19 protein-coding genes and 1 pseudogene are annotated in these 23,129 nt (G+C 59.9%); 8 read left to right on the top strand and 12 right to left on the bottom strand.

All coding sequences use genetic code 11. From position 1 onward, the window contains the following. Window positions 1-758: 758 nt before the first annotated feature. The 3 genes from GSQ93_RS25895 to GSQ93_RS25905 all read right to left on the bottom strand — a co-directional run bounded on the left by GSQ93_RS25895 (window position 759) and on the right by GSQ93_RS25905 (window position 4,067). The gene (locus tag GSQ93_RS25895) at window positions 759-1,802 is read right to left on the bottom strand and encodes a nucleoside hydrolase (protein WP_158938490.1); all 1,044 of its coding nucleotides are present in this window, start codon (window positions 1,800-1,802) and stop codon (window positions 759-761) included. Window positions 1,803-1,804: 2 nt separating this feature from the next. Then, window positions 1,805-2,917, bottom strand: coding sequence for a porin (locus GSQ93_RS25900; protein ID WP_158938769.1), 1,113 nt, complete (start codon window positions 2,915-2,917; stop codon window positions 1,805-1,807). A gap of 202 nt (window positions 2,918-3,119) precedes the next feature. Beyond that, the gene (locus tag GSQ93_RS25905; RefSeq protein WP_254074055.1) at window positions 3,120-4,067 is read right to left on the bottom strand and encodes an AraC family transcriptional regulator; all 948 of its coding nucleotides are present in this window, start codon (window positions 4,065-4,067) and stop codon (window positions 3,120-3,122) included. A gap of 118 nt (window positions 4,068-4,185) precedes the next feature. Between GSQ93_RS25905 and GSQ93_RS25910 the strand changes: the two genes are divergently transcribed. Beyond that, window positions 4,186-5,268, top strand: coding sequence for an aldo/keto reductase (locus GSQ93_RS25910; protein ID WP_158938491.1), 1,083 nt, complete (start codon window positions 4,186-4,188; stop codon window positions 5,266-5,268). A gap of 11 nt (window positions 5,269-5,279) precedes the next feature. On the opposite strand, the gene GSQ93_RS25915 is transcribed toward GSQ93_RS25910, so the two are convergent. Continuing rightward, window positions 5,280-6,044 carry a GntR family transcriptional regulator gene (locus GSQ93_RS25915; RefSeq protein WP_158938492.1) on the bottom strand — a complete coding sequence of 255 codons (765 nt, stop codon included), beginning with the start codon at window positions 6,042-6,044 and terminating at the stop codon, window positions 5,280-5,282. A 157-nt stretch (window positions 6,045-6,201) separates the two neighbouring features. Between GSQ93_RS25915 and GSQ93_RS25920 the strand changes: the two genes are divergently transcribed. The 6 genes from GSQ93_RS25920 to GSQ93_RS25945 all read left to right on the top strand — a co-directional run bounded on the left by GSQ93_RS25920 (window position 6,202) and on the right by GSQ93_RS25945 (window position 15,407). After that, entirely contained in the window at window positions 6,202-7,422 is a 1,221-nt protein-coding gene (locus tag GSQ93_RS25920; RefSeq protein ID WP_158938493.1) for an alanine--glyoxylate aminotransferase family protein, read from the top strand. 79 nt (window positions 7,423-7,501) lie between these two features. Further along, window positions 7,502-10,534 (top strand): FAD-binding and (Fe-S)-binding domain-containing protein, encoded by a 3,033-nt coding sequence (locus GSQ93_RS25925; protein ID WP_158938494.1) that lies wholly within the window; start codon window positions 7,502-7,504, stop codon window positions 10,532-10,534. A 205-nt stretch (window positions 10,535-10,739) separates the two neighbouring features. Further along, window positions 10,740-12,041 (top strand): MFS transporter, encoded by a 1,302-nt coding sequence (locus GSQ93_RS25930; RefSeq protein ID WP_158938771.1) that lies wholly within the window; start codon window positions 10,740-10,742, stop codon window positions 12,039-12,041. 53 nt (window positions 12,042-12,094) lie between these two features. After that, window positions 12,095-12,877, top strand: a complete 783-nt coding sequence (locus GSQ93_RS25935) for an enoyl-CoA hydratase/isomerase family protein (RefSeq protein WP_158938495.1) — start codon at window positions 12,095-12,097, stop codon at window positions 12,875-12,877. A gap of 1 nt (window position 12,878) precedes the next feature. Next, window positions 12,879-14,120, top strand: coding sequence for a CaiB/BaiF CoA-transferase family protein (locus tag GSQ93_RS25940; protein ID WP_254074056.1), 1,242 nt, complete (start codon window positions 12,879-12,881; stop codon window positions 14,118-14,120). A 390-nt stretch (window positions 14,121-14,510) separates the two neighbouring features. After that, window positions 14,511-15,407 (top strand): DMT family transporter, encoded by an 897-nt coding sequence (locus GSQ93_RS25945; RefSeq protein ID WP_158938496.1) that lies wholly within the window; start codon window positions 14,511-14,513, stop codon window positions 15,405-15,407. A 21-nt stretch (window positions 15,408-15,428) separates the two neighbouring features. Here the strand turns inward: GSQ93_RS25945 and GSQ93_RS25950 are convergent, their stop codons facing one another. From GSQ93_RS25950 to GSQ93_RS25960, 3 genes are all read right to left on the bottom strand, one after another. After that, a complete protein-coding gene (locus GSQ93_RS25950; protein ID WP_158938497.1) occupies window positions 15,429-16,058 on the bottom strand; it encodes a LysE family translocator in 630 nt (209 codons plus the stop codon). Window positions 16,059-16,175: 117 nt separating this feature from the next. After that, a complete protein-coding gene (locus GSQ93_RS25955; RefSeq protein WP_158938498.1) occupies window positions 16,176-16,550 on the bottom strand; it encodes a DUF4406 domain-containing protein in 375 nt (124 codons plus the stop codon). Continuing rightward, window positions 16,547-17,146: an NUDIX domain-containing protein gene (locus tag GSQ93_RS25960; protein WP_158938499.1), complete on the bottom strand. Its 600-nt coding sequence runs from the start codon at window positions 17,144-17,146 to the stop codon at window positions 16,547-16,549. The genes GSQ93_RS25955 and GSQ93_RS25960 overlap by 4 nt, the downstream gene beginning before the upstream one ends. A gap of 83 nt (window positions 17,147-17,229) precedes the next feature. Here GSQ93_RS25960 and GSQ93_RS25965 point away from each other — a divergent pair, with 83 nt between their 5' ends. Next, window positions 17,230-17,985, top strand: a complete 756-nt coding sequence (locus GSQ93_RS25965; protein WP_158938500.1) for a DeoR/GlpR family DNA-binding transcription regulator — start codon at window positions 17,230-17,232, stop codon at window positions 17,983-17,985. An 85-nt stretch (window positions 17,986-18,070) separates the two neighbouring features. Here the strand turns inward: GSQ93_RS25965 and GSQ93_RS25970 are convergent, their stop codons facing one another. The 5 genes and pseudogenes from GSQ93_RS25970 to GSQ93_RS25985 all read right to left on the bottom strand — a co-directional run. Further along, a complete protein-coding gene (locus tag GSQ93_RS25970) occupies window positions 18,071-18,760 on the bottom strand; it encodes a nucleoside 2-deoxyribosyltransferase (protein ID WP_158938501.1) in 690 nt (229 codons plus the stop codon). A gap of 668 nt (window positions 18,761-19,428) precedes the next feature. Beyond that, window positions 19,429-19,933, bottom strand: a pseudogene (locus GSQ93_RS38295) (DDE-type integrase/transposase/recombinase); the annotation flags it as partial. Between the two features lie 75 nt (window positions 19,934-20,008). Further along, window positions 20,009-21,751: a CocE/NonD family hydrolase gene (locus GSQ93_RS25975; protein ID WP_158938502.1), complete on the bottom strand. Its 1,743-nt coding sequence runs from the start codon at window positions 21,749-21,751 to the stop codon at window positions 20,009-20,011. A 309-nt stretch (window positions 21,752-22,060) separates the two neighbouring features. Next, a complete protein-coding gene (locus tag GSQ93_RS25980) occupies window positions 22,061-22,546 on the bottom strand; it encodes a hypothetical protein (RefSeq protein WP_158938503.1) in 486 nt (161 codons plus the stop codon). A 248-nt stretch (window positions 22,547-22,794) separates the two neighbouring features. Then, window positions 22,795-23,129: ASCH domain-containing protein (locus tag GSQ93_RS25985; protein ID WP_254074057.1), on the bottom strand; the 335-nt coding region annotated here is incomplete at its 5' end.

Here is a 23,129-nt window from a genome sequence, read left to right on the forward strand (position 1 = left end):
ACCCCCCGCCAAATTCGTACGCATGCCGAACCACGTCGACAAACCCCTGGGAAATAAGGTTACCGAAACGCGTGAGGCCGTAACCGACAAATTCCATGTAACCCACCAGCCAACTCACCAAAAATTGAAGCAGTAAATACACCTCACACATGATCCGCGCAGGTGGCCACGCAACCCCTTCAGCGTAGACCACCCGGCCATTCGGACCACCGCCCACCGCCCACCGCCCACCGCCCACCCTACCGAGAGACAAAGTACTAAATGCGCGTGAGGCCGAGCGGGGTTTTTGGGCAATGGTGCTTGCCCGAGGGCACTGGTGGCGAAGCGTGTCTATGTCAGGATTCGCGAGAAGGAGGGTTTCAAGCATTCTCCGCTCTGGCGAGCACCGTGCTTTTGGGGCACCTATGAATTAAAACTGCACGCTGTGGACACTTAGGGTAGAGCGGTTAAAAGCGTTTTCTTTGCTTCGTTTCTTTGTCGCTTTGGACAAAGAAATGACGTGCCGCCACGCACAGTGGCTAACAGTGATAGAGAGAAAATCCGAATCAAGCAGACCGCTAACGCTGAAAGCACCAACCCGGCATAGACTCCGACCGCTAGCGCAGAAACCTAGCAACCCAGCATTGACCTCGACCATTAACGCCGAAAGCACCAACCCCAGCATAGCCCCCAACCACTAACGCTAGAACTTGCCCTAGACCAACCGCTAACTCCAAACCACCCAACACCCCACCCCCACGAGTGCGAACGAAAATCCCTTACGGTAACGTAGCAATACTCGCCCGCAAAGCAGCATAAAACGCATCAGCATCGACATCGGTGATCCAGGTTGCGTTCGGCGCACGGCCGCTATGGCCGCTCCAGTCGACCACTGTTTCCCCCAGCGTCCATTGCCCGGTGGTCTCCACCACCACATTGACCAACCGACCCTTGAACAACGTCGGATCAACGAGATAACCCGCTGCGGTAGGGTCATACATCGGCGCTTCTTCCACGCCGCGCCGCCCCAACTGATACTTGACCTCAGCCGCCATGATGTCCGCGACAATCGCGCCGCAGCGATTGCCGATGGCGCGTATCGGCGCAATGCGTGCAGGCGTGATGGGCGCTTTCACAGCGACATCGCGTGGCAACACAACAATCGGCACACCGCTCGCGAACACGATGCTCGCGGCTTCCGGATCGACGTAAACGTTGAATTCCGCGGCTGGCGTGATGTTGCCGCGCTCAAAGAATGCGCCGCCCATCAGCACGATTTCGCGCAGGCCGTCGCGGATTTCGGGCGCTTCGGTAAGCGCTGTAGCCAGATTCGTCAGCGGTCCGATCGCGCAGATTGTCACGCTATGGGGCGCAGCCGCTTTCAACGTGTCGATGAGATACGCCACCGCGTGTTGCTGCGCGACAGGCGCCAGCGGTTCGTGCAACTCCACGCCTTCAAGACCCGTCTTGCCATGCACATTCGCAGCGGTAATCAGCGGGCGCATCAGCGGACGTGGGCATCCTGCATAAACGGGCAGGGTCTTCGTTTGACCCGCCCAATCGCGCACGATGCGAGCGTTGCGCTCAGTCAGGTTCAGCGGCACGTTGCCCGCCACTGCGGTCAGTGCGCGCACGTCCAGCCGGTCGCGTGCACCGAGTGCGAACAGGATGGCGATGGCATCGTCCTGACCCGGATCGCAGTCGATGATCACCGTACGTCGCTCGTTCGCAGCCTGCGCGAGCGGATTGAACAGCGCACCGGCAGCCAGCGCCGCCGATGCCTTGAGGAACGTCCGGCGAGGGATATTAGAAGTTTGGCTCATGATCAAAATACGTGGCGCATACCGACCGTTGCGACCAGTTGGCGCGTGGTGGTCGACTGCGCGAACGCGAAGATCTGCGCATGCTGCGCGTCGCCGGCGGCCAGCTGGCCGATCACCGTCAACGCTATGTCGGTACGTTTCGACAGAAAATAGTCTGCCTGCAAGTTCACCTGATGCCACTGCGGCTTCTGGTTGATGACGTCGTACTTGCCATCCGTGTAACCGTATGCGGCGCCGAGGAACAGCGACGGGGTCATGGTGTACACCACGTTCACGCCGAAGTTCTGCAGATGCAGGTGCGAGTTATCGAGGTAATCGTAGTGGACATCGGTGAAGAGTGCGGCGAATTGCGCCTTACCGATGGTGTAGAAACCGCCGGTGCCGGCAATGCGTTGTTTGCTCGCGAACACGGACGGGTGGGTCGCGCTCTTATCGAAAATCAAGATGGGTGACGCGTAGTCGTTGGAGATCGCGCCGTCCGGATTAGTGGGGTTGTCCGGGTGGTTGTACTGCGCGTAGACCGCGCTCCACTTCAGCGGGCCGTTCTCGTAACCAACCCCGAAGCTGTACGCGTTGTTGTCGCCGAAGCCGGTCGAGTTGCTGAAGCCATAGATGGCCGTCGCCTTCAGCCCGCGATATTCCGGGCTCACATACTTGACCGAATTCTGGACGCGGATGTCGTTATAGCCGTTGTCGTTATCGCCGATATTCACGCCGTTGCTCGCAATGATCACCGGGCCGATGTAATCGTGGATCGCGTCGTACTGGCGGCCGAGCGTCAGCGTACCGTAGGTTTTATCGGCGAGACCGACATACGCCAGCCGGCCGAATTCCCGGCCGTTCTGCGAGGCCGTGCCGCTCATGATGTTGAAACCGTTCTCAAGCTGGAACACCGTGCTCAGGCCACCGCCCAGGTCTTCGCGTCCCTTCAGGCCCCAACGCGGATTCTGGTTCGTGCCGCTGAGCGCCTCATAAGCGTTGTGGCCACCCTGGTTGGTCGCGAAGCCGACACCGCCTGAAATCAGGCCGTAAAGGGTGACACTGCTCTGTGCGTACGACGACGCTGTGAAGGCGCCCAGCACCGCGAGAGGGGCAAGCTTGAGTAGTTTCATGATGGTCCGGTGGCGAGTGGATGTTCTTGTCGCGCTCGATTTTTTATTGCATGGCGCGTTGTGACTGCATCGGACTGTACAAAGCCGAAAACCATAAAAATAATTGTGTTTTCTTATAAACCCATCAAATGGATTTATACAAGGGGCTTCGAGCGTAGGGAATATGCGCGGGGTGAGGACGTGTTTATCGGGAGCATCCGTCCGTTCAGGCGATGCCTTGTTCCAGCGCCGGCACGGTGCGCAAGCGCGCGACATCCCGGCCCGGCGGCGCGCCGAACAGGCGGCTGTATTCGCGGCTGAACTGCGACGGGCTGTCGTAACCCACCTCGAATCCCACCGCGGCGACGTCTCCCGATTCCGCGAGGAGCCGCGCACGCGCCTCCTGCAGACGTATGCGCTTCTGATATTGAAGCGGGCTCATCGAAGTCACCGCGCGAAAGTGCCGATGAAACGACGAAACGCTCATGCCGACCAGCCCCGCGAGCGCTTCGGTCGTAAGCGTCTCGGCGTAGTGGCTGCGGATCCAGCGGATGGCATGACTGATTTGCGATAAGCGGCTGTCGGCGAGACCGATTTGCCGGACCATCGCACCCTGTTCGCCCGCGAGCAACCGCCAGAGAATTTCGCGTTCGATCATGGGCGCGAGCACCAGGATATCCTCGGGGCGATCCAGCAGGCGAAGCAACCGCACGACCGGATCGAGCAACTCCGGCGATGCATGGCTGATAGCCAAACCCAAGGGCTCGGCGACGGTCCTGTCGCTGGCCGCAGTCTCCAGCAGCAGGGTGGCAATGTTCGCCGGCTTCAGCACCAGCCCCATCGCGAGAAAAGGTTCGCGTTCGCTCGCCTCGACTACATGCCCGGTGATCGGCAAATCGACGGACACTACCAGGTACTGCCCCGCGCGGTATTCGAACACCTTGTCGTTCAGCACCGTGCGTTTGGTGCCTTGGGCGATCACGGCAAGCGTGGGTTCGTACACATGGTAGATCGGCTCGGTGGTTGTGTCGGACGCCATGACCGCGACGCCCGGGAGCGCCTCGACCATCATGTCGGCGCAGGCGTGGCGTTTGATCAGTGTGCGAAGTTCAGCGAGATGGTCCATCTTTCTACGGTAAGCGGCGATCGGCTTAACCGCAAGCATCGCACGCATGATTCGCCCAAGATTGGCAGGATCGTGCAAGAGCGTGCGAGCATTGATCTATCGCCGGGAGGGTGTGCGGTGGTTTTATTGACGTCAGGCCAACCCGTCAATTTTCAGGAGAAACATCATGTCGCTGGATTCCTACGTCACGCTCGGCCGCTCGGGCCTTCGCGTCAGTCCGTTCTGTCTTGGCACCATGACCTTTGGCGAAGACTGGGGCTGGGGTTCGAGCCCCGCTGAAGCAGAAACCATCCTTGCGGAGTATCTGGACCGGGGCGGCAATTTCATCGATACCGCCAACATCTATACCGTCGGTCATTCCGAAAAGATCATCGGTGACTTCTTTGCGCGGCAAACAGGCCGCCGGGATCGCACGGTCATTGCCACAAAATTCTTTGGCAACCTGCATCGCGGCGATCCGAACGGTGGCGGGGCCGGGCGCAAGGCAATCGTCGAGCAATGCGAGGAATCGCTGCGCCGGTTGCAGACGGACTACATCGACCTGTACTGGATGCACAACTGGGACCGCACCGCGCCCATTGAAGAGACGATGCGCGCGATGGACGATCTCGTGAGCGCCGGCAAGGTGCGTTATCTAGGGTTCTCTGACGCGCCCGCCTGGAAGGTCGCGCAGGCGCAGATGATTGCGCAGTTTCGCGGCTGGACGCCGTTGATCGCGATGCAGGTCGAATACTCCCTTCTGCAGCGGACCGTGGAAGGCGAACTGACTCCGATGGCGCAAGAGCTTGGCATCGGCGTGATGCCCTGGAGTCCTCTCAAGAACGGCTGGCTGTCGGGCAAATACAGCCGTGAGAATGTGAGTACCGTGGCGTCGGATCGCGGGTCTCTGGTCGGCTTGCCGAGCGAGAAGGATTTTCAGGTTATCGATGCGCTGACGGCCGTTGCCAGGGAAGTGAACGCCACTCCGGCGGCCGTTGCGCTTGCATGGGTACAAAACCGGCCGGGCGTGACATCGACGATCCTTGGTGCACGCCGGATTGAACAGCTTAGGGCGAATCTTGCCGCGCTCGACCTCAAGCTGACTGACGCGCAGATCGCGACCCTCGACGAAGTATCGAAGCCCGTTCTCAACTTCCCCGCCGATCTCAACCGCGACCTTTCGCCGAGCTTCGCATTTGCAGGCGCAACTGTGGACGGGCAGCGGACGGCGGTGTTGCCTTTGCTATCCGAAAACGCGCATCGATATTGAGTGTGCGGCGATTAACCCGGCAGCGCGTCAGGCAGCGTGCCGCCTTCCGAGCGCGTGCGCACCGTCGTCATGGTTCTTTCGGCCAGCACCGCATCGCGCTTGGCCAGCAAGTGGCCGCGCAGGACCAACGCCATGCGCTTGCCATCGCGTGCTTCCAGCGCCTCGATCATGGCTTCGTGATCGCGGATCGCGCTGTCCCACTTCACCGTCTGGAAGTTGGACCGGAACCGCAATGCCTGCAGCCGCCGGTTCACCGATACATAGGTCTGCCGCAGCGCTGAATTACGCGCGGCGTCGTTGATCTTGTCGTGAATGGCCTGATTGCGGCTGTAGTACCCCGACAGGTCGTTCTGCTCGCGGCACGCCAGCATGGCGTAATGCAGCGCCTTGATTTCGCTCAGCTCGGCAGGCGTTATCCGCTCGCACGCGAGTTCGCCCGAGAACGCTTCCAGCCCGCTCATCAGTTCGAACATCTCGCGAATCTCCGCCTCGCTCATCTGCGACACCGACGCACCCCGGTTCGGCAGGATGTCGATCAGGCCCTCGGACGCCAGCACCTTCAGCGCCTCACGCAACGGCGTGCGCGAAATGCCCAGCGTCTCGCACAGCGTGCGTTCGTTGAGCTTCACGCCTGGCGCGAGCAAGCCCTCGACGATGAAATTGCGCAGGTGCTCTACCACCGTGTCATGCAACCGCTGCCGCTCAACTTTTGGAAGCGTGGCTGCGATTTGCGAAATCTGCGCGATTTGTGAATCCTGCAGATGATCATTTTGCATTCAATACCTCTACCCATTCTGTTGACACGATTTTACCGTACGGCGGCGGTAAATTTGGAGGGACGGGTTTCTACCTAACAAAAACAAGCATTTATCGCTTCCGATCGCCGCGATGGTGCGCTAAAGTATTTTGCATGCAAAATTCAAAGGACGCATCATGTTAAAACTCGATTTCCATCCCGCTGGTCGCCATTTCCTGCAGATTCCGGGTCCCAGCCCGGTCCCGGACCGCATTCTACGGGCAATGAGTTATCCGACGATCGACCATCGCGGGCCGGAATTCGGTGCTTTGGGCCTGAAAGTCCTCGACGGCATCAAGGCCATCTTCAAGACTGCCCAGCCGGTCGTGATCTATCCGGCCTCGGGCACGGGCGCATGGGAAGCGGCGCTGTGCAACACGCTCAGCCCCGGCGACACCGTGCTGATGTTCGAGACCGGACACTTCGCGACGCTCTGGAAAAAGATGGCCGAAAACCTCGGGTTGAAGCCCGAATTCCTGGGACTGCCGGGAATCGAGGGATGGCGGCGCGGCGTGCAGGCAGACATGATCGAAGCGCGTTTGCGCGACGACACGCAGCACACGATCAAGGCGGTTTGCGTCGTGCACAACGAAACCTCGACGGGCGTCACGTCGGACATTGCAGCAGTGCGGCGCGCGATCGACGCGGCCGGGCATCCGGCGCTGTTTCTCGTCGATACGATCTCGGGTCTTGCGTCCGCCGATTATCGGCACGACGAATGGGGCGTGGATGTCACCGTGTCCGGTTCGCAAAAAGGCTTGATGCTGCCCCCGGGGATCAGTTTCAACGCGGTTTCGCAGAAAGCGATCAAGGCGAGTAAAGAGGCCAAGTTGCCGCGTGCTTTCTGGGCGTGGGACGAGATCATCGAGATGAACAAGAGCGGCTACTGGCCGTATACGCCGAACACCAATCTGTTGTACGGCTTGTCGGAAGCGCTCGAGATGATCGGCGACGAAGGGCTCGAGCAGGTCTTCGCTCGTCATCAAAGACTCGCTGCGGCTTGCCGCGCCGCGGTCAACGCATGGGGACTCGAGATTCAGTGCGCCGACCCGGCGGTCTATTCGCCGGTGCTCACCGGCGTGATGACGCCCGAGGGTGTCGACGCGGACGCGATCCGCAAGACCATCTACGAAAACTTCGATATGTCGCTCGGCACCGGCCTTGGCAAGCTGAAGGGTCGCATGTTCCGCATCGGGCATCTGGGCGACTGCAACGACCTCACGCTGATGGCCACGCTCACAGGTTGCGAAATGGGCCTCAAGTTGTCCGGCGTGAAGCTGGCGGGCAGCGGCGTGCTTGCGGCCATGGACTACTTGACGAGCCACACCGCGGCACCGGCATTGAAAGCGGCGGCGTGACGCTAAGCCGGTCAGGCGGCAACGCATGACCGGCGCCCTCCGCAGAGACTCCTCATTAATTAACCGCGCGTAGACGCCGATGCTGACTAAATCTTCCGAAGCGCTCGTCCAGCCGATTCACCTGATGCCGGCCTCGGCGCGCGCCACGCTGTCGCCGCTGGCCATGCGCCTGCGTCAAGAGTTGAGGGGCGATGTGCTGTTCGACCGGGCGTCGCGTGGACGCTACGCGACGGACGCATCGATCTACCAGATCATGCCGATGGGCGCGGTTGTGCCGAAAGATCAGGCCGACTTGCTGCTCGCCTTGGAGATTGCACGCGACGCCCACGTTCCCGTGCTTGCACGCGGCGCCGGAACGAGCCAGTGCGGGCAAACGATTGGCGAAGCGCTGGTTATCGATACAAGCAAGTGGCTCAACAATATCGTCCACTTTGACCCGGAAGCGCGCACGGTAACGGTTGAGCCGGGGGTGGTGCTCGATCATCTGAACGCGTGGCTGAAACCGCACGGCTTGTGGTTTCCCGTCGATGTATCGACCAGCGCGCAATGCACGATCGGCGGCATGGCGGGCAACAACTCGTGCGGCTCGCGGTCGATGGAATACGGGATCATGGTGCACAACGTGGCCGCTATCGATGCCGTGCTGGCCGATGGTCATCAAGCCACGTTCGGTGCATTGCACGCCATGTCATCCGACGCTCGCACGCGTTCGCTGGTCGAAGGCGTGCAGCGAATAGCGCAACGCGAACGCGATGAAATTCGCGAGCAGGTGCCGAAGGTATTGCGCCGTGTGGCGGGCTATAACATCGATCTCTTCGATTGCCAAAGCCCCTTGCCCTTCAGCGCCGACGGTGAGCCGAACTTTGCGCAATTGTTGGTGGGCTCCGAAGGCACGCTCGCGTTCAGCCGGCAACTCACGTTAAAACTGTGGCCGTTGCCCGAGCACAAGATGCTTGGCGTCGTGAACTTCCCCACGTTCTACGACGCAATGGACATGACCCAGCACATCGTCAAGCTGGGACCGGTCGCGGTGGAACTGGTCGACCGCACGATGATCGACCTGTCGATGTCCAATCCCGCGTTCCGTCCGGTGATCGAACGCGCGCTGGTTGGCCAGCCGCAAGCCGTGCTACTGGTTGAATTCGCCGGTGCCGACAAGGCCGTGCAACTCGCGAAACTTGCCCAACTCGTGGAACTGATGGGCGATCTGGGGTTGCCCGGCTCGGTCGTCGAGATGCCCGATGCCACGCAACAAAAGGCCTTGTGGGAAGTGCGCAAGGCCGGCCTGAACATCATGATGAGCATGAAGGGCGACGGCAAGCCGGTGTCCTTCATCGAAGATTGCGCCGTGCCGCTCGAACATCTCGCGCAGTACACCACACGTCTTACCGAGGTATTCCACAAGCACGACACTGAAGGCACCTGGTACGCGCACGCGAGCGTCGGGACGCTGCACGTGCGGCCGATTCTTGACATGCGCCGCACCGGCGCGCAGAAAATGCGGGCGATTGCAGAGGAAGCATCGGCGTTGGTGCGCGAATACAAGGGCGCTTATTCGGGCGAACACGGCGACGGTTTGTGCCGCGGCGAATGGGTTGCGTGGCAATACGGACCGCGTCTGAACGAGGCATTCCGCGAGATCAAGACGCTCTTCGATCCCGAGAATCGCATGAGTCCGGATCGCATCGTGAATCCGCCGAAGATGGACGACGCGACGAACTTTCGTTTCCCGCCGACGTATCGCGAGCGTGAGATAGAGACGCAACTCGACTGGTCGCAATGGAACGTGAAACGTGATCCGTTGACGGGTATCGAGACCGAACCGGGCACGGGCGACGATCGCACCGGCGGGCTCGCGAAAGCCGTCGAGATGTGCAACAACAATGGCCATTGCCGCAAGTTCGATGCAGGCACGATGTGCCCGAGCTATCGCATCACCAAGGACGAACAGCATGTCACGCGAGGCCGCGCGAACACGCTGCGGCTCGCGATCAGCGGGCAACTCGGTGAGGGCGGCCTTGCCAGCCAGGACGTGAAGGATGTACTGGACCTGTGCGTGTCGTGCAAGGGCTGCAAGCGCGACTGCCCGACGGGCGTGGACATGGCGAAGATCAAGATTGAAGCGCGGGCGGCGTGGACGGCGGTGAATGGTTTGCGCATGCGTGACCGGCTGGTGGGCTTTCTGCCGCGCTATGCGCCGTATGCGAGCCGCATGCCGTCTTTGTTTGGCTCGGTCGAACGCTTGCCGCGTTTCGCAGGCTGGTTGAAGACGCGCCTTGGACTTGCGCCGCAACGCGCGTTTCCGCATTTCGTGAAGTCGTTTTTATCGACGGTCGTACAGCCTTTGCCACCCGTGCAGGGCGACAAGGAGGTGCTGCTTTTCGTCGATACCTTCAACAACTATATGGAACCCGATAACGCCCGTGCCGCGAAGCGCGTGCTCGAGGCGGCGGGCTACACGGTTCATCTGAACGTGAAGGCGGGCGAGCGGCCGCTGTGTTGCGGGCGTACGTTCCTGTCGGCGGGACGCGTCGACGAAGCGAAGGCTGAAGCGCGTCGCACGCTGGACACATTGCGGCCTTATATAGAGCGCGGCGTGCCGGTCGTCGGCCTTGAACCCTCGTGCCTGCTGTCCTTCCGCGATGAATTTCTCGACTACGGTTATGGCGATGAAGCACGCAAGCTCTCGCAGTCATCGTTCTTGTTCGAAGAGTTCCTGGTCCACGAGAAAGAGGCGGGACGCCTGCGGCTTTCGTTGAAACCCCTCGCTCAGCCGAAGGCGCTGGTTCACGGTCACTGCCATCAAAAGGCGTTCGACGCGTTTCGTCCCGTGCAGGCTGTACTCGGCTGGATTCCTCAACTGGAGGTCTCGGTGGTTGAATCGTCGTGTTGCGGCATGGCCGGGAGTTTCGGTTACGAAGCCGAGCACTACGAAGCATCGAAGGCGATGGCGGAGCTGTCGCTGCTCCCGGCCGTGCGGAAAGCACAAAAGGCGCAGGATGCCGTGATTGTCGCCGACGGCACCAGTTGCCGTCACCAGATAGCCGATGGCACCGACGCAAAAGCGCTGCATGTCGCTCAGGTACTGGCCGCGGCGCTCAGGGATTATTGATCCGCACAGCAGCACGGGTTCACATAAACAGCGGACGGCGTCATGTTCCGCGCATTGGAGACCAGCATGGCACGACCGCGCAAACCCAGGATTCGCCACCTCGCTTTAACGCCCGTTCTGTAAAGCTTTACCGAAGTTCCGGATGCAGTTCGCTTCGGGCGCCCCGTTAAGCGCCTTGATGAAGCACGCACTACCCAAGGAGACGATGATGTTCCGTCGAGCTACGACGCGTGTTCTGTTGCTGCTATGCGCAATGTATTTCATTACCTATGTCGACCGTGTCAACGTCAGTACCGCCGCCTCGCAGTTCGGCGCGGAACTGCATTTGTCGCATATCCAGATCGGCTTCGTATTTTCCGCATTTGCCTATCCGTATCTGGTGTTCCAGATTATTGGCGGATGGGTGGGAGACCGCTTCGGGCCGCGTCGGACGCTTGCTGTGTGCGCCGTGATCTGGGCAGGCGCCACGATCATGACAGGGCTGGCCGGCGGGTTTGTATCGCTGATCGTTGCGCGCTTGTTGCTCGGGCTGGGCGAGGGCGCCACGTTTCCTACCGCTACCCGCGCCATGTCCAACTGGATGCCGGCCGATAAACGCGGCTTCGCTCAAGGGACCACGCATGCCGCGTCGCGTATTGGCAATGCGGTGGCGCCGCCGTTGATTGTCTGGTTGATGATCGCAACGAGCTGGCGTGGTGCATTCATTGTGACGGGGATCATCAGCTTCCTGTGGGCGATTGTCTGGATCTTCTATTTCCGCGACAACCCCCGTGACCACAAGAGCATTACCGCCGACGAGTGCGCGACGCTTTCGTCGTTCTCCGGCGTCAAGCAGCGCGTGCCGGTGCCGTGGCGTCCGCTGTTGGGACGGATGGCGCCCGTTACCGCCGTGTACTTTTGCTACGGCTGGGTGTTGTGGCTGTTCCTCGGCTGGATCCCGCAGTACTTTCTCCACAACTATCACATGGAGTTGGGGAAGTCGGCGCTGTTTGCTTCGGGCGTGTTCTTTGCGGGCGTTCTGGGTGACTGGCTCGGCGGATCGGTGACGGATCGCATCTTGCGACGCAGCGGCAACCTTCGCATGGCCCGCAATGTGATGGTCGGTGTCTGCATGTTTCTGACGATGCTCTCGCTTGCGCCCATCATGCTGGTTTCGAATATGTCGATCACGTTGGCCGCGGTATGCCTGAGCGGCGGGTTCTTCTTCAACGAGATGACGATCGGACCCATGTGGTCCGTGCCCATGGACATCGCGCCGAAGCATGCCGGCACCGCCAGCGGCATCATGAATTCGGGTTCCGCGCTGGCTGCGATTATCAGTCCGGTTGTCGGTGGTTTTCTGATCGATAAAACCGGTAACTGGAACCTGCCTTTCACGGTTTCCATGATTTTGATGGGCTTGGGCATCGTGCTCTCGTTCACCATGCGGCCGGACCGGGCGCTTGACGTCGTTGCTGAGAGCGTTGAAGGAAAGGAAGGCACTGAGCCGGCGCGGAAGTTCGTTTAGAAATTTGTTTAGAAGCGCTCGCAGGACGCTGTTATTTTTCTCCAGGAGACGATGTGGCTGAACCATCCATCTTGATCGAACGCGAGGGGTTTATCGCGACTGTTGTCATCGATCGGCCCGCGAAGCTCAACGCCATGACGAAGCCGCTCTGGCAGTCGCTGGGTGAAACCATTGACGCGCTTTCCGCCGATGACGCCATCCGCTGCATCATCCTTCGCGGCGCCGGCGAGAAAGCGTTCTCGCCGGGCAACGACATAGCCGAGTTCCGGACCGATCGCTCCAACGTTGAACAAGCCCGCGCTTATGGGGCGATCATGCATCGCACGCTTTCGTCGCTGGGTGCATGCCGGCATCCGATTGTCGCGATGATTCACGGCATTTGCGTGGGCGGCGGCCTGGAGATTGCAGCCATGTGCGATCTGCGCATCTGCGGGGAATCCAGCCGCTTTGGCGTGCCGATCAAGAACCTCGGCCTGGTGATGGCGCACGCCGAACTCGACGCGCTCGTGCAACTCGCGGGTCCCGCCGCCGCACTCGAAATCTTGCTGGAAGGGCGCATCTTCGGGGCGCAGGAGGCGTTAGCCAAGGGGCTCGTCACGCGGATCGTCGCTGACGATCAGGTCACCGCTGAAACGCTTGCTATTGCACGCCGGATTGCCGAAGGCGCGCCTTTGGTCGCGCGCTGGCATAAGCAGTTCGTGAAGCGCGCGATGAACCCGGCGCCACTCACGCCCGAGGAACGCGACGAAGGTTTCGCGTGCTTTGGCACGGAGGACTTTCGCACGGGTTATCAAGCTTTCCTCGACAAGGTCAAACCGGAATTCAAGGGACGTTGAAATGCTCGAAACGGAAACAGGAACAGATGCAGGCAGCAAAGGCCCGCTGAGCGGGATGCGCGTTATCGAACTGGCTCACATCATGTCCGGGCCGATCTGCGGAATGATGCTCGCCGACATGGGCGCCGATGTCATCAAGGTCGAAAAGATCCCCGGCGGTGACGACTGCCGTCGTTTCGCCCCCATCCTGGAAGGCGGGGAGTCCGCGTCGTTCATGATCGTCAACCGCAATAAACGGGGCGTCGCGATCAACCTCAAGACTGACGGCGGCCGTGAAGTGCTGCGCAAAATGCTGGCCACCGCCGACGTAGTCACCGAGAACTATCGTCGCGGCACGATGGAAAAACTCGGCATGGGTTATGAAGCGCTCAAGGCGGACAATCCCGGCTTGATCTATTGCGCGATCTCGGGTTTTGGCCGCAGCGGTCCCATGGCCGACAAGGGCGGTTTCGACCTGATCGCGCAGGGTATGAGCGGTCTCATGAGCATGACAGGCGAACCCGGTCAGGCGCCGATCAAGGCCGGCTCGCCGGTCACCGATATCAACGCGGGCATTCTCGCTGCGCTTGGAATCTGCGCGGCCTATTCGGCCAAGCAAAGGACCGGGCTGGGCCAGATGGTCGACACCTCGCTCTTCGAAGCCGGTTTGCAGCAGATGTACTGGGCCTTCGCGAACTACTTCGCCGACGGTACGGTCTTGCCCAAGGCAGGCTCGGCCAATCCGACCAGCGCGCCGTATCAGGCGTTCCGGACCCGCGACGGCTGGGTGAATATCGGCGCGGCAAATCAGAGTAACTACGAGCGGCTGGTCGGCGCGCTGGATATCCCAGGCCTTGACGACGATGAGCGTTTCAAGACCAATGCCGGGCGGTTGAAGCATCGCGGATCGCTGGTCGAAATCCTGACGGCGCGGCTCGTCGAACGAACGACGGACGAATGGCTTGCCACGTTCGATGCAATCGGCCTGCCGTCAGGGCCGGTGCTCGGTGTGCCCGAAGCGGTGGCGCATGAACAAGCGCTGGCGCGCGGAATGATTGTAGAGACGACGCATCCGGTAGCGGGGCGCATGCGTGGCTTGGGCCTGCCGATTCATTTCTCTGACGGCATCACACCGTCTCCCTTGCCTGCGCCGCTGTTAGGTCAACATACGGCGGAAGTGCTGCGGGAATATGGTTTTTCCGACGAACGTATTCATGCGCTAAAAGAGGAAGGCGCGATTCTCGCCAGTGATGTAACGGCCTGACCTAATGTTTGAAAAGACGTCTGGCTTGCCGGACGTCTAATCTAAAGGCTAATTCCGCTTAGGCTGGACTTCACCCATAACGCTAAGCGCATTCCTTTGATAGAGGAATGTCTTAAGCAGTCAGCAAGCCAATTCAATCCGTCACGACTTGAAAATGCCGTGTCGCATTTGATCAATATCGTGAGCAAAAGCATCACCTGACACCCAGTCATCCGGTGATAAGCTACGCGATGTCCAAACACCCCGGTTCTCGTATCGGACTCGCTAGACTTAGCGCTTTCGCGTTGGCCTTGGCAGGTATCCATTCGCGGCTTCGGCAATCGGCCTTAGTCGACGTTACCCAGGACGCTTACGCGGGGACGCCGCGTTTCCTTCGGATCATGACTCGCTATGCCTGCAACCATTGTCCAAAGCCGAGCAGTGCCGCTGCGCAGCATTACGCAAATCCTCGCGGCCATGCTTTGCTTTGCAGTGGTCGATGCCCTCGCAAAATCGGTCAGCCTTAGATACCCCGCTAACGAGATCACGTTCTTCCGGATGATCTTCGGCTTGTTGCCCGCGTTTGCGATGTGCCTGCAAGGCAAACCTTTAAGCGAGCGGCTAAGGACTCTGGATTTTCCTGCGCAGACACTCCGTGCGATTACCTTGCTTTGCGCACTCGGACTGTTCTTCGCGGGGTTGCCTTACGTGCCGTTGAGCGAAGCGGTTGCCATCGTCTATTCGGAGACAATCTTCGTGATCGTGCTGGCGCCCTTGCTTCTCAAGGAAACGCTAAGACGTCGTGATGCCGGTGCGGCTGCGATCGGTTTTATCGGCGTGCTTTTAGTCGTGCGTCCAAGCAGCGACCAGACAAGCTGGCTCGGTCCCGTGTTATTAGTGGCAAGCGCGATTTTCGGGGCATTATCGATTCTGCAAATCAAGCGTATCCGCGCATCGAACGATTCGAGTGTCACCGTGCTTTACTTCACTTTCATTGGTGCGCTCGTCAGCGGGCTTTCGCTCTTTTTCGCGTGGCAAACGCCGACGCTGGATTTCGTGGCCGTCATGGGTTTGCTCGGCATACTGGCCGGCACGGGGCAATTGCTGTTGACCATGGCGTTTCGACAAGCCGATGCGAGCGCGCTCGCGCCGTATAACTACACCAGCATTGTCTGGGCAGCGATCTTTGGTTATGTGGTCTGGGGTGAGACAGTCGGCACGCTGTCGCTGATCGGCATTTTGCTGATTGTCGGCAGCTCAATCCTCGTTGCGATCAGGAGCAAGCAAGCGGACGGCCCGCTGGTTTAAGCAAGCGAGCCCGAGGCCGTCTTAGTCAATCGACAACCTCAACGCAAACGCTAGCAAGGCAATTGAGAACGTCCAGCGTTGCACGACCTGAGCGCGCGGATGACTGCGCAGCCAGCGCGACAGTCGCACCGCTGAACAGGCGAGCGTCACGTCGAACAGCGCGCCGATAACAACCAGGACCACACCCAACTCAAGCACTTGCGACCAGACCGCGCCCGCGTCGGGATGCACGAATTGCGGCAGCAGAACCGAACAGAACAGCAGCGCTTTCGGATTGAGCAGATTGCCCAAGACGCCCTTCGATAAGGCTGCGCGCAAGGTTGGGCGCGTCTTCGATGTCATGTTGTTGGCGTCGAGACCGAACGCCGGCGAGCGAAAAATCTGGATCGCCAGGTAGGCGAGATACAGCGCTCCGGCAATACGTACGCCGTCATAAAGCCACGGCGCGCTGCGCAGCAATGCCGCGACGCCAAGCGCCGACAACGTCACATGCAGACTGCGGGCAATCGCCAGACCGGCAGCGGTCGAGAGCCCGTGCTTCAGGCCATGCGATGAACTGCTCTGCAGGACCAGCGCCATGTCCGGCCCGGGGAGCGCATACACGACCGCGAGGGCTCCGATAAAGACGAGCAGCAATTGCAGTGAGACCATGATCCAACCTCCATTTCGAAGGCTTGATATTGAGGCCAGTCGATGAGCGTTTTCTGGCGTAGTTGTGTCTGTTTTAAACCCTGGTTAGGGGAAAACGCCAAGCTCCCAGTCTTAATGTCAGACCGTCTCTGTCACTTGCGGAATAGCCGCGGTACTTCTATAAACCGGCAAGCCGAGTTCTTCTGCGAGGCGGACATCGGCATCGGCACCTTGAGACGCGCCGTCGATTCGATACACCGCGTGGCACTGCCTGATCAGGCGATTCGCTACCGGGTACAAGAACGTTTCGCTGATCGGATCGCCCACCGTTTTGGAACCCGCCGCAGCCGCCAGCGGAAGCGCGACCCACTCGCCGATCATCGGCATGTGTCCGAGCCGGTAGACCTGCAATGCAGCCTCTTCCAGCCGATGAAGATTGCCGGCAATCAACGCGGCATTCCCGTTGGTACCGCTGCGATACGGTCCCGCAATGAGTATCAGTTGAGGCTTCACGGCGCACTCCTTTCAAGCACAGCGTTCAACGCGGCGAACTGCAGCAGCATGATGGTTTTCGCATCGACAATCTCGCCACGACGCATCGCATCCAAGGCATCGTCCAGCGTCAGTTCGATTACTTCAAGATCTTCGCCCTCCGCCTCCACACCGCCGCCGTGTCCCATGCGCGTCGAAGCGTCGTACTCGGCGATGAAGAAATGCAGCTTCTCCGTGACCGACCCGGGGCTCATATACGCCTCAAAAACCTTCTGCACGTTGTCCACCCGATACCCCGTTTCCTCTTCCGCTTCAGCGCGGATCCGCTCCTCCGGTGAAGCGTGATCGAGCAGTCCGGCAGCTGCCTCGATCATCATGCCGTCGTGGCCATTAACGAACGCGGGCAACCTGAACTGCCGGGTCAGCACGACGGTTCGCCGGTCGCGGTTGAACAGCAGGATCGTCGCCCCGTTACCCCGGTCGTAGGTCTCACGGCTCTGACGCTGCCACGTCCCGTCGCGGCGCTGGAAGTCGAACGTCGTCTTCTTCAGCACGTACCAGTCGTTGGATAGAACGGTCGTATCGATAATCCGAACCCTGTCTTTTGTAGCCACCATCTCGTCAGCTCCACATCGCGCAAAAGGAGTAGTCATGGTATCGTGCAGATTCGTGCAATATCAAGATATTTCGTGCAAACGCCATGCTGACCTCTCAACGCAAGAAAGCGATCCTCAAGACCCTGGCGCGCGATGGACAAGTGCTCGCCAAGCAGCTCAGCGAGACGTTCGGGGTATCGGAGGACACGGTGCGGCGCGACCTGCGCGAGTTGGCCGGCGAGGGATTACTGCAACGCGTTCACGGCGGCGCGTTGCCGGCTTCTACGGCCGTGGCGCCATTCGCCGAGCGGCGAGGCCTGGAGTCGACGGCCAAGCGCGCGATTGCCGCAGCGGCGGCGGCCATGATCGAAACGGGGCAGGTGGTGATCATCGATGGCGGCACGACTTCCGCCGAACTTATCCGCCAGATCCCGCACGATTTAGCAGCAACGGTGGTGACGCATAGTCCGAGTGTCGCCGTCGGGCTGGTAGATCACCCGTTGATCGAGGTGATTGTCATCGGGGGACGGCTCTACAAACATTCGATCGTGACGGTCGGCGCCGCCGCTGTTGAAGCGATGTCGCATATCCAGGCCGATATCTATTTCATGGGCGTGACCGGCGTGCATCCGACTGCGGGCTTGAGCACAGGAAATTTCGAGGAAGCGTTCGTGAAGCGCGCGCTTGCCGCTCGCGCGGCGGAAACGGTGGTGCTGGCTTCATCCGATAAGATCAACGCGGCTTCGCAGTATGTGATCGGCGGCATCACGCTGGCTCAGACGATCATTGTCGAGCGGGAAACAGAGCTTGCGCTGACCCAGCCGCTAGAGGACGCGGGCGTTACGATCGTGCGGGCTTGATCGGGAGGTCAGCGACGGGAGGTCTGCTCGGTCATTCCTGGAACGACTCGCCGTCCTGTACGCTTTCATGGCGAAGTCCATACCGCTAGAACTGCCCGCTTGCGAGCATGGCGTCCAGGCATGCTTGCGGGCCGCCCACGACAATACGGGCGGTACACGCCAGCATCAGATTCATGTTCAAGCCGAAGTCCTCGACCAGGAAGCCGTTCGCGCAATACGCAGCGGATTCGTCCGTCTTCACCGATACACGCTCGAGCAGCGATCGGTCGTCATCGATATACGCCCATATCGGCTTGCCGAGCGCAGCGGCAAAGCCGACTTCGAACGCCGTTCCGCTGTCCGGTTCGCCGGCTCCGCGAAAGTCGTTCAGGTTGGCGAGGACAACATCGGCTGAACGAATGGCGTCCATGTTCGCGCGGCAGATCCACTGTGCTTTGGCGCGCGGCTCGAGTTCGTCGGGAACCTGTTTATCCAGCGGATAGAGACCGATCATGCCGCGGGCCTGGCAGAGCGCCTTCAGATGCTGGCCGTGACTGAGCGCATCGCTGCGAAAGACATCGAAGCCCGCGAGATAGACACGCGGAGTGGCCGCAGCGCGCTCGATGGGTAGAGGGGAGGGTGCAAAATGCCCTTCGCGCACTTTGCGTCGAACCCGGTTCAATTGCTTATGAACCGATGCCACCAGTTTGCCGGTACGCGTCGCAATTTCCTCGACGCTCAAGCCCTGGTCGACTAGTTCGATTAAAGTCAGTTGCTTCTTGGTTGGGCCGCGCATTGCTCTCCTCAATTAACGCTTCCGGCAGACATTCCCCGACGGGATCCCCGTAGGGTACCGGCAGGGGCGTAAGTAGAATAGCGAACGCGGGTCAAGTCAAGAACCCCGATGTGCGTGCCCAAAACATAGGATACGACAGTACCGGGAAAATCTGCGACCTCGACGCAATCCGCTCTCGGCTAACGCCCTTTGGCGGGATAGCGAGATCGAGTGTCGAGATTCATTAGTTTGCGTTGGTCATGTCGCTAGAGTCGGGCTTCCCAGGCGTGCTGCTCCGCTGATTTTGAATCCGCGGTTCACTTGACTCTGGGCTATCCGGAGTTCGCTTCATTTAACTTTGAATTTTCCTGCGGCGTGCGGGGGCGGGATGGTGCTCGAATGGCTGATGCGTGGAGTGTCAACCCATCCGTGAATGAACGTCTCTCATCGACCCATTTCAGCTCGTCGCGACCGAATTATGGATGTCCGTTCACGGAGTCGGAGTGAACGCTCGCAAACACATGGCAAAGGCGATTGTCCGACATAGCGCGGGTGTTCCGTCTGAGCTTTAGCGGGGCAGTTCAGGTGAGTAGGCTGTGAAAAAAATTGCGGCCATCATTGATTTAGCGGTCCAACGGGGCGCTTCGTTGGGTGGACTTGCCCCTGCGTGACCAGACATCCGGCCACGCTTAGATTGATGAATTTGCTCGCTGGCGAGACTCGCGCGGTGAGCAGTATTTCAAAGCGCTGTGCGAATGCGACTCGTTGGCCATCCTGTTGCTCCGCGGACTTCTGACCGGCGTCGTGGCGGCCTTCAGACCGACTTTCTGCGAGAACGTCAGCGTCTCGTCGGCAATGTGGCAGAAATCGTTGTCGCTGAGCCACTCGATTTCTGCTGTCGGCCTTTAGCTCGCCATCGAGACGGTTTTCCACCGCCTGAAGCACCATGTCCCTGGTGTGGCCTCCCGTCGACGCAGCCAACTGATGGCTTCCCGGTCGCAGCAGTCCAGCGCAAAGATGACAGGCAACGGTGCACCATTGTCCGCAACCGAATTCAAAGCCGTCCGATCACCAACACGCATTGCTCCGGTTTACCGCGACCTTGCCGTCATGCCGGCGCATTGACGCGGCATGGCGAGGCAGGCGTTCGAGCAGCAGACCTCGGGTCTGCACGACCCGATAAACCCATTTTGCAGGAACGCGCTGCTGCCCTTGTGCGTCCCCGCTTCGCCGCAGAAGGGCCCACGCATGCCGATAGCCGTAAGCACGCTACCTCGCCAGCACGGGCAGTTGGAGGTAGGACGCGTGGTTACCGCCGGTGTGAATGACATGGCTTCCGCTGTTAGCTGGGGCGTACTCGCGGATCCCAGGCATCATCGTGCCCAGGAGGCTTCGGCCGCTTATGACGAGGCGCAACTGTTCGCCGGGGTAAAACGCAAGTCCGATCGGGAGCAAGTCGACCTCGAGATCGACGATTTCTCCCGCTGAGAGCTTCTCGATCCGGTCAAAGCTGTGGGCGGGTACTGCATCCGTCGCCAGCGCCTCGTCCAGACGTCGCAGTGAGGCGCGCAGGCGTCCGTCGGAACCTTTGTAGCGGAGAATCGAGGCACCGCGTTCGGTAATGTCGTGCGCGAGTGCGCCCTGATTGGGCACGGTGAATTGCTGCAGGGGGGTGCCGTAGACGTCGAGCTTCTGGACGAGGATGAACAGGTCCATGTCGTCGGATCCCCGCGCCTCGACCCAGAGGTGTGCCTTCGGGTAGCCGACAAGCGTAGTCTCGTGCTCGAATCGCATGACGAAGGACACGAGGTCGGGGTTGGATCCGACCTCGTAGGCGGCCGTGGCCTCCTCCGTTGGCGCGAGCGTGCCTAACATGCGCGACCGGCCGTCCAGGTAATACTTCGTCGACGCGACGTCCTTTGGAGGGAACTCGTCGGCTGCGATGGCGACCCGGTCGCCGCCTTGCAGGTCAAGCACTGCGTAGCGGACTCGAGGCGTTTGCTCCCATCCGTTGTCCTCATCCTTCAGGAAATGATCGAAGAACCGACGCAGGTCATCCGTGTTCGCCTCGTCGTAGTAGTCGGGCCATTCCTGGGTGTTGTGGATTCGCAGCCACTTCTGACTGGAGGCTATTCGGCGCCACGCGCGGAACGTCCCCGCAGTGTGCAGGGTGTTCGAGTAGCTGGCCACGACGTACGCCGGCACCGTAATACGCTCGAAGCGAGGGATCTTGTTCTTCCACAGCTCGTTCACGAGTGGATAGCGTTCGGCCTCGGTGAGGATGTCCTCTTTCTTGCCGTTGCCCCAGAAACTGTTGTCCTGGAGTTGCCTTGCGAAGCCAGTATCGGGCATGCCGCCGCGCATCACCAGGTCGCGATAAACGTCGCTGACGCCCTCCCACGGGTTGATCGCGGCCAGGTGCGGAGGTTGTTCTGCCGCGGTGAACCACTGCGAGACCGCGAGGTAGGAAGTGCCGCTCATCGCGACCTTGCCGTTGCACCACGTCTGCTCGGCCAGCCACTCAATGAGATCGTGGCAGTCCCGACCCTCCTGGCGATCCCACAGGACGCTATCGCCTTCGCAATTGGCCACCCCGCGGATGTCGGGATTGCAGATCGCGTAACCATGCGCGCACCAGTAAGCGGGATCCGGACCCTCGAACTTCTCCAGGCCCGACACGATCCTGTTGTCCAGTCCGACCATGCCGAATATCCCCATCACGCTCGGCGAAGTTCCCTGGCCCTTGCCGTAGGGACTCCATGCCACGATGACGGGAACCTTCTGTGTTGCGGCCGGACGAAAAACATCGACATAGATCGTCACGCCGTCACGCAATGTGACCGCCACGTCCTTTTCGAACACGACGTCAACCGGCAGCGAACGGAACGGCGGCGCGATCTGAGAACCGGCCTTCAGGACGCGGGTGCCAGGCGCGAAGCCGCTCAAAATCCCATACCTTGCACCCGGTTCCAGCGGCTGGGACGGCACGAATACCATTTGGTTGTCGCTCAAGATGCATAGCTCCGTTCTTTAATGCGCGCATTGATGTTTTGCCTTGGCGCGCGTAGGTTCGCTTTTCGTTTCAGTATGGGCCGGTCTATATCAACGGCAAACTGGCCAGGCTCAAGAAATTCAGCGATTCATATTTTGAGGCCTGGCGCCCAGGAATTACCGTATCCCTGTCAGTCAACCCGGATATGTCGTTGAGTGTTAGCTATACCGGAATGAAACGGGCTCGCGGGATCTGTAGCACTGCATCTTTCCGCAAGTCACGGCCGCCCCAGTCGGGCCGGGCACGCACTTCGCGTCCGGCATAGTTGCCTAGAATTTTGGTCCTGAGTTTGTATCGACCTTGGTGCAGGCGCCGTCGAAATCCTCGAACCCACTAGCTACGGTCAGTTGCCCCGTCATTCGATCAATCCGGACTTTAGCCCTGTTGACCGTATTCAGTTTGAGCGTTCCGGTGATCTCCCTCTCCCCGACAAAGACATCATTGAGCGTGAACCATCCGTCACGCGCGCTGTTGATCCCCGGCATGATCTCGTGCGGCAACCGCATCCTCACGCTATTGCCTGCGATTTCGACGTTCACCGCACCATTGAAAGGTCGACGCCCCGTGGTTGAGCTATTCGTGCTCTTGTTATAGCTGTGCGTCTTGTTGTCGTATTCCATGCCGTTCGATACCTGCGATTCAAGCACCGATCCGGACCCTTGGCACAGCAGTGCTGTGGTGCTCTGGGCGCAGGCAACAGTGGCTCCGCCGAACACCCAGGCGATCACGACAACAATCGATCGTACTACCGTCATTGGATTCTCCTGTAAGTGGTATTTCCACTATTCTGACTCAGTGCCTGAATCGGATGGGTAACTTGCAAGACTACATGGTTTTGTAGATGGTTTCTGCTGACACAGCGGCAATAGGTGTGTAGCCGAAGGCAAACTGCGGGGAGTACACGCCATTTTTCAATATTTCGAGCGGCCGTTAGCTGGAGGTCCAGGGTCGTTCGGTTGCATTAGCCGAGTGTCCCTTGTTGGCCGATGCTAGTCGTACACCTCTAGTCACCAACCTTCGACTTGAACCCGCTCAATACGTGAAGTACGTCGAACGTCTCGCACACGAGAGGCATCGATTCATCCACTACTCGTCCGATCCGAAGACACTCGTCAGAGAAGAAACGCCAATGCTGCACCTGCCAATTCGCTAGGGAAAGATCCCCTTCGCCTTCACTAGCCGCAAATTCGGCGGATACGCGCGCATACGGAACGATCTCTACAGTCACCGTTCGCCGAACTAGCGTGGGTCGACTATCCCAATCGAGAACAATCTCGATGTCTCCGGCTTTTGGCAAAGCGTCGCCCTCGAATTCCCAAGACCACAGCAGACTGCAGG

Source organism: Burkholderia sp. S171, assembly GCF_009766085.1.
Classification (GTDB): domain Bacteria; phylum Pseudomonadota; class Gammaproteobacteria; order Burkholderiales; family Burkholderiaceae; genus Caballeronia.

Bases quoted from the DNA above. Each gene is read 5' to 3' on its own strand.
- GSQ93_RS25915 (WP_158938492.1), bottom strand. From the start codon at position 6,044: ATGCAAAATGATCATCTGCAGGATTCACAAATCGCGCAGATTTCGCAA.
- GSQ93_RS25930 (WP_158938771.1), top strand. From the start codon at position 10,740: ATGATGTTCCGTCGAGCTACGACGCGTGTTCTGTTGCTGCTATGCGCA.
- GSQ93_RS25925 (WP_158938494.1), top strand. From the start codon at position 7,502: ATGCTGACTAAATCTTCCGAAGCGCTCGTCCAGCCGATTCACCTGATG.
- GSQ93_RS25970 (WP_158938501.1), bottom strand. From the start codon at position 18,760: ATGCGCGGCCCAACCAAGAAGCAACTGACTTTAATCGAACTAGTCGAC.
- GSQ93_RS25905 (WP_254074055.1), bottom strand. From the start codon at position 4,067: ATGCGTGCGATGCTTGCGGTTAAGCCGATCGCCGCTTACCGTAGAAAG.
- GSQ93_RS25940 (WP_254074056.1), top strand. From the start codon at position 12,879: ATGCTCGAAACGGAAACAGGAACAGATGCAGGCAGCAAAGGCCCGCTG.
- GSQ93_RS25965 (WP_158938500.1), top strand. From the start codon at position 17,230: ATGCTGACCTCTCAACGCAAGAAAGCGATCCTCAAGACCCTGGCGCGC.
- GSQ93_RS25960 (WP_158938499.1), bottom strand. From the start codon at position 17,146: ATGGTGGCTACAAAAGACAGGGTTCGGATTATCGATACGACCGTTCTA.
- GSQ93_RS25950 (WP_158938497.1), bottom strand. From the start codon at position 16,058: ATGGTCTCACTGCAATTGCTGCTCGTCTTTATCGGAGCCCTCGCGGTC.
- GSQ93_RS25945 (WP_158938496.1), top strand. From the start codon at position 14,511: ATGCCTGCAACCATTGTCCAAAGCCGAGCAGTGCCGCTGCGCAGCATT.
- GSQ93_RS25895 (WP_158938490.1), bottom strand. From the start codon at position 1,802: ATGAGCCAAACTTCTAATATCCCTCGCCGGACGTTCCTCAAGGCATCG.
- GSQ93_RS25980 (WP_158938503.1), bottom strand. From the start codon at position 22,546: ATGACGGTAGTACGATCGATTGTTGTCGTGATCGCCTGGGTGTTCGGC.
- GSQ93_RS25910 (WP_158938491.1), top strand. From the start codon at position 4,186: ATGTCGCTGGATTCCTACGTCACGCTCGGCCGCTCGGGCCTTCGCGTC.
- GSQ93_RS25920 (WP_158938493.1), top strand. From the start codon at position 6,202: ATGTTAAAACTCGATTTCCATCCCGCTGGTCGCCATTTCCTGCAGATT.